This window comes from Streptomyces sp. NPDC051452, assembly GCF_044454765.1.
Taxonomy (GTDB): Bacteria; Actinomycetota; Actinomycetes; order Streptomycetales; family Streptomycetaceae; genus Streptomyces.
On the sequence record NZ_JBITEB010000028.1, the window covers coordinates 21,768 to 33,707 of the forward strand.

Sequence of the window (11,940 nt, forward strand, 5' to 3'; positions counted from 1 at the left end):
AGGACCGTTTCTCATATCGTAAGGAAAGGGAATGAACACTCCCTGGATTCCTGCCCGGAAGGGACGCTGAGATGGACGTGCGGACGGCCGCACGCTGTTCCCTGGCCGTGATCCGACTGGTGAACGGCGCAGCGGCGCTACTGACCCCGCGAGTGATGGCCCGGCGTCTGGGCGCTGACCCCGGACGGCCCGCCTTGGTCTACGTGCTTCGCATGTTCGGCGTGCGCACCGTGGTCATCGGCGCCCAACTCCTGTGCCCCGCGGACACGGACGACCTTGACCGGGCGCTGCGGACCGGCACGCTCATCCACGCGAGCGACGCCCTGGCAGCCGCCTGCGCCGGCCGCGAGGGCCTGCTTCCGCGCCGCATGGCCGCTGCGACCACGGCAATCTCGACGGTCAACGTCGCCCTGACACTAGTCGCCCGGGAGTGGCGGGGCCGGCCGCCGGCCGTCCGCTGACGGTGGACGCCGCGCCTCCCGGAACGGGACGCCGGAAGGAACCTCTCATGAGCACAGCACCACAAGGCCGGGCCCCGTGGTTCGTGCAGCTGCACGACCGACTCGCGGTCGCCGTCGACCAGAAGATCGGCTGGCAGCGCCTGCCCAAACCCCTCGGTCTGCTGACCCTCATCGGTCTGCGGGACAACCTGCGCCGCAAGAACCTCTTCGACACCGGCTCCTACCCGTCGAGCAACCTGCCGCCCGTCGGCCCTCCGGACATGCAAGGCCTCACGGGACGCACAGCCGACGGCACCTACAACGACCTGGCCGATCCCCGTATGGGCATGGCCCGTTCGCGCTTCGGCCGCAACGTGCCGCCGGACCGGGCCTTCCCCGAAACCGAGCCACGTCTTCTCTCCCCGAGTCCTCGCGAGGTGAGCCGGGCCCTGCTCACCCGGCACGCTTTCGTACCGGCAGAGTCCGTCAACACCCTGGTCGCCGCCTGGCTCCAGTTCATGATCAAGGACTGGGTCAGTCACGGCCAGGGCATCATGGACCGCCCCTGGCGCATCGATCTGGCCGATGACGACCCGTGGCCCGCACCACCGATGCTGGTGCCGCGGACCATCCCGGACCCAACCCGGGTGGATGGGCACGACGGCCTGCCGCCGACCTTCCTCAACGAGAACTCGCCCTGGTGGGACGCGTCTCAACTGTACGGAAACACCCTGGACGAGCAGCGGTCGCTGCGCACCGGCGAAGGCGGCAGGCTCCGCGTCCCCAACGGTTCGCCGTTCCCGGACGCCCCGGACAAGGACCCGTCGGCCATTCCCGGCTTCTGGCTGGGACTGGCCATGATGCACCTGGTCTTCCTACTGGAACACAACGCGATCTGCGACGCGTTGCACGACGCCTGCCCCACGTGGCCCGACGAGGAGCTCTTCCAGCGGGCACGGCTGATCACCGCGGCGCTCATCGCCAAGATCCACACCGTGGAATGGACGCCCGCCGTCATCAGCCACCCGACGACCGTCGCCGCCATGCACGCCAACTGGTACGGCTTGCTGGGCGAGCGCCTGCACAAGATGTTCGGCCGTCTCAGCAGGAGCGAGGTACTCAGCGGCATCGTGGGCGGCCGCACGGACCACTTCGGCGTCCCGTACTCCCTCACGGAGGAGTTCGTCGCCGTCTACCGTATGCACCCCCTCATCCCCGACGACTGGAGCTTCAGGTCTGCCGCCGACGACTCGCTCCTACAGCAGGCCACCTTCGCAGAACTGACGGGGCGGCAGGCGTACGACGTCCTCGGCAAGCACTCCCTGACCGACCTGCTCTATTCCTTCGGCACATCGCACCCGGGCCTGGTGACCTTGCACAACTACCCCAGATTCCTACAGGAGTTCCAACGGCCCGACGGCAAGCTCATGGACCTGGGCGCCGTCGACATCCTGCGCTCGCGGGAGGTGGGCGTGCCCCGGTACAACGAGTTCCGGCGCCAGCTCCATCTCCTGCCTGCCAAGGACTTCGACACCCTCACGGACAACCCCGTATGGGCCGAGGAACTGCGCAGGGTCTACGACGGGGACATCGAGCGTGTCGACCTCTCGGTGGGCATGTTCGCCGAACCCCGCCCGAAGGGCTTCGCGTTCAGCGACACGGCCTTCCGCATCTTCGTCCTGATGGCCTCTCGCCGACTCAACAGCGACCGGTTCCTCACCACGGCCTACACGCCGCAGGTGTACACACGGACCGGCCTGGACTGGATCGAGAACAACAGCATGACCAGCGTTTTGCTCCGGCACTTCCCGGGGCTGCGAGCGTCGCTGCGGTCGGTGGACAACGCCTTCGCTCCCTGGTCCGCCGTGGGGGTCCGCCAGTGAGAGCAATGAGACAGGAGGCGGCCGACGGGACGCGCAGCCTGCCGGCCTCGCCGGGAGACACCCGCCCCGCCACGCTGTCGCCCGTGCACAGCTGCATCCTGGCCCTCATGGCCCTCGCCGTCTTTGCAGCGGGGCTCTCGATCCGCCTCCAAGCCCCCGCCGTCGACGACACGGAGCTGCAACTGGCCGGCAGCGCGCGTGCGGCGCGCACCATCGTCGGCGTCCGAACGGCCGACTTCCGCACGGCACTGACGGCCGACTTCGTCCTCATCGGGGCGTACACCGTCAGCACGGTGCTCGTGTTGTGGCTGAGCGGCCGCACCATAGCGGTGCGCATGAGACACCGCTGCCTGGTCGTGTACGGGATCGGCGCAGTCGTCGCAGCGTGTGTGTGCGCCGTGACCGAGAAGCTGCTGCTCCTGCATGGGCTGAGCGGCGCGGATTGGCCGTTCGCATGGGCGGCGGGCTTCGCGACGGTCAAGTGGTTGTTGCTCGTCCTCACCGTGCCAGTGACCGCGGTCGTGGACGCGATCATCCTCAAGCGGGCCGTGTTCTACGGCTGTGCCCGGCGCAGGTACACCAGGGAGCACACGGGTCACAGCACCTGCGCATGCGGGAGCGAGCACAGAGGCCACAGGACCGGCTCCGGCCCCGTGGGGCCCGATGTCATCGCGCCCTGGCCCGTGATGGAGCGGGGCCGACGGCGCTGGCCGGGGACGGGGCGCGGTGACCTTCCCCCTTCCGGGGAGGCGCGTTCGGAGTTTTCCAGGGAGGCCCGCTGGGAGAACGGCAGCCGGGTGCCGCCCGGCCGGGAACAGGGCGGCCTCGGCTTCTGCGTCTCGGGCGGCGGCATCCGCTCGGCCTGCGTCACCCTGGGCGCGCTGCAGGCGCTCCGGCCCCAGCTGCGCAGGGCGCGCTACCTGGTATCGGTATCCGGAGGCGGCTACACCGCGGGTGCCCTGCAACTGGCGCTCGCCGAGGAGAGCCGGAGTTGTGGGCAGGGCCGGTACAGGGCCGGGGCCGGTACCGAAGACGTGTTCATGCCCGGCACGCCGGAAGAGGACCACACACGCCGGCACTCGAAGTACGTCGCGGAGGGCGCCGGCCAATGGCTGGCCGCCATCGGGGCCGTCCTGCGGGGCCTGCTGGCCTCCCTGGGGCTGCTTATCGCCGCCCTGCTGGTTTTGGGGCTCGCCCTGAGCTGGGGTTACCACCTCGTACCGCTGGCAGACCCGACCCGGCTCCCGGGCTTCCGGGGGCCACCGCTGTGGGCCCTGCTGGCCCTGTTCTGCTGCGCGGCCGTGTTCTGGTTCCTCTGGCTGGTGTCCTTGTTCTTCGCCAGGCAATTCCTCTCGGGCGTGCTGAAAAAGGCCTTCCTCACGTTCGTCATGGCGGGCCTGCTGCTGGCCGTCGTGGTGGTCGTCCTCCCCGCCCTGGAGTGGGTGACGGCGCGTTTGTGGACGTTTCATGCCCCGGCGACCGCGGTGACCGGTGGATCCGTGGGGCTGCTCACCTATCTCACCGTGCTGGTCAGCACCACATGGCGGCGCATCGAGACCACCGAGCGCGCCGTCGCGCCCGTCAAGCGTTCACGACTGGTGCGCGCCGTGCCTGTCATCACCAAGTATCTGCTGGTGTGGGTGGTTCTCCTCGTGGTGGCAGTGGCTTCCCTGCTCGTTCTGGGCGCGGCGATCCACGTCGGACGGACCTGGCCGGTGGCCGCCCAGATCGGCCTCCCCGTCGTCCTCGGCGTGGTCGCGCTGAGCCTCGACCAGACATGGACGAGTCTCCACCCCTTCTACCGTGCCCGACTGGCCACCGCTTTCGCCGTCCGCCGCAGGACCGACCCGGACGGCGAACAGCTGGCGGTCCCCTACGACTTCGACGAGTCGACGCCGCTTGCCTGCTACGGCAGGCGGCGCCCCGGCTTCCCCCAGGTCGTCTTCGCCGCGGCGGCCAACCTGTCCGGCGACGACCGCACACCGCCAGGACGGCACGCGGTGTCGTTCACGCTGTCATACGACTACGTCGGCGGTCCCGACGTCGGGTACGCCCGGACGGACGTCCTGTGGGACCGCGCCGGGCCGGTCATCCGCAAGGACCTGACCGTGGAGGCAGCCGTTGCCGTCTCCGGTGCGGCCTTCGCCTCGGCCATGGGACGTCAGGCGCGCGCGTTCCAGACACTGTTCGCTCTCTCCAACGCCCGGCTCGGCACCTGGCTGCCCAACCCCGGTGCGCTGGGAGCTCTCTGGGACGAGCGCGCCGACTGGGGGCTGCCTCCGTTGCCCGGCATCCGCCGCCTGCCGTACCTGCTGCGGGAATTGTCCGGCCGCTACCCGATGGACGACCGGATGCTAATGGTCACGGACGGCGGGCACTACGAGAACCTCGGCTTGGTCGAACTACTCCGGCACGGCGTCACCACCGCCGTGTGCGTGGACGCCAGCGGGGGCTCCGGGGCCTTCGCTGCCGCCCTGGGCGAGGCCATCGCCCTGGCTCGGGAGGAGCTCGGCATCGAGATCACGATCGAGCGCGAGGACTGGCAAAAGCTCGTTCCCGGCGGCGCGCCTCCCCTCACACCCCAGCCGCCTCAGGCGGGCCTGCCGCCCCCGCCCAACCCACTGGCCGCCCTCGATCTCCGGCTCTCGGTCGACACAGTGGTCGAGGGCCAGATCGTCTACCCGTGCGCGCTGGTGGACGAGCACGGCCAATCGCTGGGGACGCGGGGCCGGCTGATCGTCGCCCGGGCCACTCTGACACCCGACATGCCCTACGCACTCCTCGCCTACGCTCAGTCCAACCAACAATTTCCGCACGACGGCACCAGCGACCAGTGGTTCGACAGCCGGCGATTCGACGCCTACCAGGCACTCGGTCACCGGATGGGCCTGCGGGTGGCGGAACTGCTCCCTATGGACTGCAGCGCGCCCAATTGGAGGCCGTGGCACCGAGGAGCAGGACCCGTGCGTGACGGCAGGGCGGGCGGAACAGTGACCTGAAAACGTACTCGTCGACCACGAGCCGCCTGGGCGTCGTGCAGGTGCTCGACCACGTAGTCGCGCAGGTCGTCGCGGACTGCGTCGGCGTCCCACTTGTCGCGGCTCAGCAGGTGCTGCATGGCGTCGGGAGTGGCCTCGCCGGCCCATTCGGCGATGGTCCAGTGTGCAGATAGGCGTATCCGGTCCCGGTGCGGTTGCGTCGGCCTTCGGCACGGCCCTGTGTGCGGTGCCCGCCGCCGTCGGGGATGCGGCCGAGTTTCTTGACGTCGATGTGGACCAGCTCGCCGGGCCGGGCGCGTTCGTAGCGGCGGATCGGTTCGCCGGTGGCCCGGTCGCAGGCTGCCAGGGCAGGCAGGCCGTGCCGGACGAGGATGCGGTGGGCGGTGGAAACAGCGACACCGGCGCGGGCGGCCAGCCGCACCGGCCCGATCCGGTGCTCACGCCGCAGTCGCACGATCTGCTGTTCGACCGCGGCGGGCGTCTGGCAGGGGCTGTGGTGAGGGCGGCTGGAACGGCCGTGCATCCCGCTCGCGCCCAGCTGCCGGTAACGGCCCGCCCAGCGGGCTGCAGTGGTGGGGCTGACCTGGAAGCGTTCGGCGGCCCTTCGCAGGGGCCAGCCGTCGTCCACAACACACCGGCCAGACGCAGCCTGCCAGTCGGCGTCAGCGGGGCATTACGGTGGGACACGAGGGCCTCCTGGCGGTCGGCGGTAGATGTCGCAATCCACACCGAACCCAGAAGGCCCTCACCTGTTCAAGCACCCAGCCCGCGTGTCACTAACGTCCCGGGACAGCACAACTAGAGCCTGTCCGATGGATTGCGTGACCGCCAAGTTGAAGGGCAGTGCCTGCCTCCGTAGACCACGGTCTGCAACGCACGGCACCCCGGACGCCTCGCAACTCACATGATGCGGAGGCCGCTTCACAGGCATCGTCCGCCACGTCTCGTGGGCGTAGCTGAAGCTCAGGGTGGCACGGTCGGCAAGGCGAGGATTTCTCCTGGGTGTCCTGGCCCGGGGCGGCGGCGTCCGTGCTTCAGGGCCGGAAGATCCGGTCCAGGTGGTAGTGGAGGACGGCCATGGCGGAGTCGGCGTCGCGCTGGCCCACCAGGACGCTGGTGCCGAGCCCCGCGGACATGGCCAGCAAGCCGACCGCTTCGGAGTGGGTGTCCGTGCCGGCCTGGAGCAGACCGGCGTCCGCCGCCTGCTGCAGCAACCCGGCGAGGGTGGTCTCGGCGGTGTCGGGATCCTTGATGAAGGGCTGGGCCGCGAGGGCTTCGTCGGTGACCGACAGCACGGCGTACGAGGTGTAGAGGTGATGGAACAGGCGGCTCTCCTCGTCGACAGGCAGGGCGGCCGTCAGCAGCGCCTCGATCACCGCCCGCGGCCCGGGGTTGCCATCGGCGGCGCGAATCTGGGCGGTCACCCGTTCCCCGAACCTGTCGGCCAGATGCCGCAGTCCGAAGAGGAGCAGCTTCTCCTTGGACTCGAAGTAGTACTGCACCAGCCGCAGTGAGACGCCTGCCTCGGCCGCCACGTCCCGCATACCCACAGCGTGCAGCCCTTGTCGTCCGGCGGCCCGGACGAGGGCCTGCGCGATCTCGGTGCGCCGCTCTTCGTGATCCACGCGCTTGGGCATGGTTCCACTCTCCACTCCTCGGATCGTGCCTCCGATTTTTGATGGTACAGCCGTACCATGTTTGTGGTACGTTCGTATCATAAAGATCGACTGCCCAGGAGGTGGCCGTGCCCGAGCCCACAACAGCCCGTTCCCAGCCCGATGTCGGCCGCTTTGTCAGCGACGCCTGGCGCGATCGCTACTTCGCGGCCTGCGACGCGGTCTACGCGCTGGGCGCGCCCGCGTCCGCGGAGCACGACGTGGAGACGTCCTTCGGGACCACGCACGTCTACCGCTACGACCCCGAGGACCCGGCCGCCCGCGAGCGCACCCCCATCGTCCTCGTCCACGGAGCCGGCTCCTGCTCCGCCATGTGGTACCCGAACACTCCGGCCCTCAGCGCCGAGCGGCCCGTCTACGCCATCGACACCCCGGGCGACCCGGGCCGCAGCGTGCAGCGCGCGCCCATCCACGAGCCCGAGCGGGCCGCGCAGTGGCTGGACGAGACACTCGCCGGCCTCGGGCTCGACCACGTGCACCTCCTCGGCTCGTCATACGGCGGTTGGCTCATCCTGAACCAGGCATACCGCGCACCGGAACGCCTCGCCTCGGTCACGCTGCTCGACCCCGGGGGCCTGGAGAAGGTGGGACTGCGCTTCTTCGTGTGGATCTTCGCCAGTCTGTTCGCCACCTTCGCCCCCAAGGCGCTGCGGCCACGGCTCGCGTCCTGGCTGGAACAACCCGTCCTCGTCGTCCCGGAACTGCGCACCATGATCCGCACCGGCGTCCGCGCCTACCGCATCCGCCGACCCGTGCCGCAACCCCTCACCGACGCCGAACTGGGGGCCATCCGCACACGGTTGTACCTGGTGCTCGGCAGGCGCAGCCTCCTGGTGCACCCCGACAGGCAGGTCGAACGCGTGCCCCGGCTGATCCCCGGCGCAAGGGCCGAGATCATCTCCCGGACCGGCCATGGCCCGCAGATCGACCACGCGGAGCTGACCAACCGGAAGATGCTCGACTTCATGAATGCCGCCGACCTCGGCCTGCCGACATCACACTGAGGACCGCCCAGCGGGTCACGAGCGAAGCCAAAGTCGGACCGCGGCCCCCGTCACGGTGCCATGAAGGCCCTCTTGTCGAAGCGGGTTGCTGCGGCCCGGAAGCTCTTGAGTTGATTGATTGTCCGCTCGACCTCGTTCCTGCGGGCGTAGCGTGAACGGTCGAAGCTGGTGGGTCGACCTCCTCGGCTGCCGCGGTTCTGGCGGTAGGTCCGCTGATCGCGGCGCTCGGGGATGGTGTGTTTGATGTGCCGGCGCCGCAGGTAACGGCGGTTGCGGCGGGAGCTGTACGCTTTATCGCCACTCAGATGGTCCGGCCGGGTGCGAGGGTGCCCGCCTGCCGGGCGGGGAACGCGGATTCGGTCCAGGACCGGGATCAAATGTGGGGAGTCGCCCCACTGGCCGGAGGTGACCAGCAGCGCCAGAGGTCGCAGTCCGCCTTCACCAGCTAGGTGGATCTTTGTGCTCAGTCCGCCGCGTGAACGACCGAGGGCTTCATCGGGGTGATGCTGGACGGGCTGGGTGCGCGTACCGGGTTTCCGTGGTGGCTGCTTGCGAGCGCCGGCGGCGTGCTGGTGGGCGCGGCGCACGGTGGAGTCCACACTCGCCATGGACCAGTCGATGCGGCCCTCCGCGTCGGCATCGGCCTGGACGGCCCGCAGAATCCTGTCCCATGTGCCGTCCGCCGACCACCTTCGATGCCGGTCATGTACCGTCTTCCACTTCCCGAACCGCGTCGGCAGATCCCGCCACGGGATGCCGATCCGCTGACGGAACAGGATCCCGTTGATCACCCGACGGTGGTTCTTCCAACGCCTTCCGCGTCCAACGTTCTTCGGCAAGTGAGGGCCCAGACGGGCCCATTCCTCATTCGACAGATCACGTCGCCCCATACTGGACGGAACGATCGCAATGCAAGGCAGTCACCTGGACCCACCGGACAGGCCCTAGTTCACGTCGAGAGCGTCAGCACTTCTCCTTCCGCGCCTGCTGGATCAGCGGCTCGGCCTTGTCCAGCGTGAAGGTGACCTGCCAGGTCACGGCCGCCCGGTGCAGGGTGTCGGCGAACTCCTGGTAGTCGTGGTCCTGTTGAGCCGCGTCGGCGGCGCGGTTCGTCGCCGTGTTCAGGTACTGCTCGGCGGTCCGGTAGTAGGGGTCGGTCAGATCCGACGGCCGGGGGCGGGCGAGGTGGTCGGTCAGCTGCTGCAGGGAGGCGCAGGAGGACTTGGCAAACCCGCGCGCCGCCACCGTGGCCTTGGAGGGCGTCGAGCTGCAGGCCGCCAGGGAGAGCGTGGACGCCAACAGCAGGGGCAGGGGCAGTGACAGACGAAGTATCAGATGACGTCGACGAGTCATGGGTCAATCCTAGTTACCATGACGGCCCGACCGCCCGGAAATCCGGTGGGCCCGCCGCCACCGTCCTGCCTGGCCCGCATCTGGGCCTTGTCCGCTCTGGCCTGCAACGCGGCCATCAACGACGGCACCGCCACCGCCCACCCTCGCCTCAACGCCCGCGCACCTCGGCGGGCTCATCATCCGCGACGGTAGAAACCAGCCACACGATCACATGCCAAAATCCCGCGAAGCACCCCAACGAGGCACCCTCACTGAGTATGCACCCACCCCAATCGCTCCAACTTCCTCGTCGCTATACAGCGTTGGTCCAACTTCCTCGTCGCTAAACAGCGTTGGTCCAACTTCGGTGGCAAACCGTCCAACTTCGCTGTCACAGGTCAGCGGGCCCGCGCACGAGGTGAAGGGGGCCAGGTGGCGGGGATCGAGCGGGAGCCGGCGGAGGTGCGGATACCCAAGGCGGCGCTGGACGCCTTCGCCTTCGCGCTGAGCGTGCGCACGGTGGCGATGCGGACTTGGCCCGACGGCATCGAGTGGATGTACCCGGTGGGCACGTGGAACGAGGCGCACCTGGAGGTGGCGCTCATGCCCGGCGGCGAGGAGGTGTGGCTGCGGATGTCCACCGACCGCTCCAGCGTCGCCGTGTGGACCATCGAGCAGTGGTGGGCCTTCTCCGGGGAACTGCCCGGCGAGACGCCGCCGCCAGCCTGAGACGCGAGGCCCACGGCGGTTCGGCCGGCGCACGGACGGCGGAGGTCGGCATGGCTTCGGCGGGCCCGTGTCGTTGAGCATCCGGCCGCACCGCAGGCCCTACGGCGGAGCGCTGACAGCCGTGCAATGCGAACGAGGACCCATGCCGAAGAAGCCCGCCCACGACCCGACGTACGGCTACGACCCGCAGACGCACACGGTCCGGGTCCACCAACACGACCTGGCGCGGCTGCTGCTGATGTTCCGCTCCTTGGTGCGTGAGCAGGAGCCGGGCTCGTGGGAGCACATGCGGGACTACGACCTGTCCTTCGAGCGCCTCGCGGACGCGGTCGATGCCAGCTCGCAGATCCGGTACGGCAAGTGCTGGACGGAGCCTGATCTGCGGATTCGCTGCACCACGACCGAGCCGGTGTACGACTGGCCGGCGGGCGCACCGTACGACGGGGAGGCGACGTTCACCTGGATGGTGCCGGGCCACGGCTCGCACGCCTCCGAGGACGATCAGGTGGACCTCTACTCGAACACGGCGCTCTGCGGGTTCTACTGGGTGAAGGCCGACAGACCGCGCCGGGTGGAGGGCCTGCCGGACTGCCCGGAGCGCCGGCGCGAGGTCCAGCTCGGCGCCGAACGGCCCCGCGGCAGCTGGTGACTACGAGGCGGAGACGCGTTGCCGCCCGGGTGGCAACCGGTGGATACGGCCGTGGCTACGATCGGCAACGCCCTGACCCCGGCAGTTGCGATGCCGGGGTCAGGGCGTTGCCACCGGGTGACTATCCGAGCCAGGTGATGGTGAGGACGGACAGGCGGCGCAGGGGCCGGTTCACCCAGTAGGTGAGGGAGAGCTGGCCGACGGAGGCGTGCCGGACGTCCTCGCCCTCGGGGTCGTCGGTGTTCCACTGCCAAAAGCCCCACGGATCGGCCGCGGCCGCGTCCAGAACGTCCCACACCGTGTCCTCGATGTGCTCGGGCAGGGTGGCGAGGACCTTCGCGGCTGGGACGGAGAAGCGGACCGCATACGGCTGTCCGGTCACCGGCGCCGCCTGCGGAGCTCCGCCATGTCGATGAAGTCGCTGTCGTCGTAGCCGGAGGCGACGAAGGCGTCGACGGCCGGGGCGGAGGCGAGGCGGCCCTGCCAGTTCTGGAGGACCTCGTACAGCCCGGCGAGGGAGAACGTGCGCCGCGATTCCTCGAGGGCAGCAGTCCACTCCCGCTCGAAGGCCGGCACCCACGTGCTCGCGCGCTTGTCGGCGCGCAGCTGGGCGAGGAGTTCGGCTGGCGCCCCGGGCGCGGGGGCGTACGCCGTGACGGGTGCGTGGTCGGGCTGCGCGCTCATCTGGTCCTCCCGGCGGGTCGTCACCTCACGGTACGCGCGCCGGATCGCCGTGGATGCGGTCATGGGCAGATCCCTCCTACGGGGTGAGCGGGCGGCACGAGGGCCGGCCCCGGCAGTTGCGATGCCGGGGCCCGGCCCGTGGGGGCCGACCAGGGGCAGACGGCGGGGCTGAGGGCCAGGGCGTAGTGGCGGCCGGTGGCCAGGTGGACCGTGAGGGTGTCGCCGTCGGCGGTGGCGGCCCGGTAGGCGGGGTGGGCCAGGAGCGCGGGGACGACGACGTCGCGCAGCACGTCGGCGCCGGGGCCGTCGGTCGGGGCCGGGGCGCCGGTCGGGTTCTGGAAGACCTCGCCGTCGGGGCCGGACTGGAAGTCGAGCACCCAGGAGCGCCCGGCCGCGGTGAAAACGATGTCGCCGCGGGTGTCGGCGTCTGTGACGTCGCCGGTGCCCGGGTGGTCCTCCAGGACGTCGGCCAGGCGCACGGCTTCTTCGTCCACGGCGGTCAGGTGGGTCTTGTCGCGGTCGATAGGCGGATGAGCCGAAGCTC

The 11,940-nt window shown here is 69.8% G+C and carries 11 protein-coding genes and 3 pseudogenes; 6 read left to right on the top strand and 8 right to left on the bottom strand.

What is annotated here, in order from left to right; all coding sequences use genetic code 11:
- The first annotated feature begins 71 nt into the window (after positions 1-71).
- The 3 genes from ACIBA9_RS37175 to ACIBA9_RS37185 all read left to right on the top strand — a co-directional run bounded on the left by ACIBA9_RS37175 (position 72) and on the right by ACIBA9_RS37185 (position 5,322).
- Positions 72-461, top strand: a complete 390-nt coding sequence (locus ACIBA9_RS37175; RefSeq protein WP_399370053.1) for a hypothetical protein — start codon at positions 72-74, stop codon at positions 459-461.
- Positions 462-508: 47 nt separating this feature from the next.
- Positions 509-2,323: a peroxidase family protein gene (locus ACIBA9_RS37180; RefSeq protein ID WP_399370055.1), complete on the top strand. Its 1,815-nt coding sequence runs from the start codon at positions 509-511 to the stop codon at positions 2,321-2,323.
- An 83-nt stretch (positions 2,324-2,406) separates the two neighbouring features.
- On the top strand, positions 2,407-5,322 hold the full coding sequence (locus ACIBA9_RS37185; protein WP_399370057.1) for a hypothetical protein: 2,916 nt from the start codon (positions 2,407-2,409) through the stop codon (positions 5,320-5,322).
- Between the two features lie 23 nt (positions 5,323-5,345).
- Here ACIBA9_RS37185 and ACIBA9_RS37190 read toward each other — a convergent pair.
- The 3 genes and pseudogenes from ACIBA9_RS37190 to ACIBA9_RS37200 form a co-directional block, all read right to left on the bottom strand.
- Positions 5,346-5,483, bottom strand: a pseudogene (locus ACIBA9_RS37190) (IS701 family transposase); the annotation flags it as partial.
- Positions 5,483-6,009, bottom strand: a pseudogene (locus ACIBA9_RS37195) (leucine zipper domain-containing protein); the annotation flags it as partial. The pseudogenes ACIBA9_RS37195 and ACIBA9_RS37190, both read right to left, overlap by 1 nt.
- 347 nt (positions 6,010-6,356) lie before the next feature.
- The gene (locus ACIBA9_RS37200) at positions 6,357-6,959 is read right to left on the bottom strand and encodes a TetR/AcrR family transcriptional regulator (RefSeq protein ID WP_399370058.1); all 603 of its coding nucleotides are present in this window, start codon (positions 6,957-6,959) and stop codon (positions 6,357-6,359) included.
- 107 nt (positions 6,960-7,066) lie between these two features.
- Between ACIBA9_RS37200 and ACIBA9_RS37205 the strand changes: the two genes are divergently transcribed.
- Positions 7,067-8,002: an alpha/beta fold hydrolase gene (locus tag ACIBA9_RS37205; protein ID WP_399370060.1), complete on the top strand. Its 936-nt coding sequence runs from the start codon at positions 7,067-7,069 to the stop codon at positions 8,000-8,002.
- Positions 8,003-8,017: 15 nt separating this feature from the next.
- Here the strand turns inward: ACIBA9_RS37205 and ACIBA9_RS37210 are convergent.
- A pseudogene (locus tag ACIBA9_RS37210) lies at positions 8,018-8,892 on the bottom strand (IS5 family transposase).
- A gap of 73 nt (positions 8,893-8,965) precedes the next feature.
- On the bottom strand, positions 8,966-9,355 hold the full coding sequence (locus ACIBA9_RS37215) for a hypothetical protein (protein ID WP_399370062.1): 390 nt from the start codon (positions 9,353-9,355) through the stop codon (positions 8,966-8,968).
- A gap of 411 nt (positions 9,356-9,766) precedes the next feature.
- Here ACIBA9_RS37215 and ACIBA9_RS37220 point away from each other — a divergent pair, with 411 nt between their 5' ends.
- Positions 9,767-10,063, top strand: a complete 297-nt coding sequence (locus tag ACIBA9_RS37220) for a hypothetical protein (RefSeq protein WP_399370064.1) — start codon at positions 9,767-9,769, stop codon at positions 10,061-10,063.
- Between the two features lie 142 nt (positions 10,064-10,205).
- The gene (locus ACIBA9_RS37225) at positions 10,206-10,712 is read left to right on the top strand and encodes a hypothetical protein (protein ID WP_399370066.1); all 507 of its coding nucleotides are present in this window, start codon (positions 10,206-10,208) and stop codon (positions 10,710-10,712) included.
- A gap of 121 nt (positions 10,713-10,833) precedes the next feature.
- Here ACIBA9_RS37225 and ACIBA9_RS37230 read toward each other — a convergent pair whose 3' ends face one another.
- From ACIBA9_RS37230 to ACIBA9_RS37240, 3 genes are read right to left on the bottom strand one after another with little or no spacing between them, the layout of a single operon-like run.
- Entirely contained in the window at positions 10,834-11,094 is a 261-nt protein-coding gene (locus ACIBA9_RS37230; RefSeq protein ID WP_399370067.1) for a hypothetical protein, read from the bottom strand.
- Positions 11,091-11,396: a DUF6247 family protein gene (locus ACIBA9_RS37235; RefSeq protein ID WP_399370103.1), complete on the bottom strand. Its 306-nt coding sequence runs from the start codon at positions 11,394-11,396 to the stop codon at positions 11,091-11,093. Before ACIBA9_RS37235 ends, ACIBA9_RS37230 begins: the two co-directional genes overlap by 4 nt.
- Before the next feature lie 59 nt (positions 11,397-11,455).
- Positions 11,456-11,890 carry a hypothetical protein gene (locus ACIBA9_RS37240; protein ID WP_399370069.1) on the bottom strand — a complete coding sequence of 145 codons (435 nt, stop codon included), beginning with the start codon at positions 11,888-11,890 and terminating at the stop codon, positions 11,456-11,458.
- Between the last annotated feature and the right edge of the window lie 50 nt (positions 11,891-11,940).

Excerpts from the sequence above, each read along its gene's own strand:
- ACIBA9_RS37180 (WP_399370055.1), top strand. The coding sequence starts at position 509 with ATGAGCACAGCACCACAAGGCCGGGCCCCGTGGTTCGTGCAGCTGCAC.
- ACIBA9_RS37215 (WP_399370062.1), bottom strand. The coding sequence starts at position 9,355 with ATGACTCGTCGACGTCATCTGATACTTCGTCTGTCACTGCCCCTGCCC.
- ACIBA9_RS37175 (WP_399370053.1), top strand. The coding sequence starts at position 72 with ATGGACGTGCGGACGGCCGCACGCTGTTCCCTGGCCGTGATCCGACTG.
- ACIBA9_RS37235 (WP_399370103.1), bottom strand. The coding sequence starts at position 11,396 with ATGAGCGCGCAGCCCGACCACGCACCCGTCACGGCGTACGCCCCCGCG.
- ACIBA9_RS37200 (WP_399370058.1), bottom strand. The coding sequence starts at position 6,959 with ATGCCCAAGCGCGTGGATCACGAAGAGCGGCGCACCGAGATCGCGCAG.
- ACIBA9_RS37225 (WP_399370066.1), top strand. The coding sequence starts at position 10,206 with ATGCCGAAGAAGCCCGCCCACGACCCGACGTACGGCTACGACCCGCAG.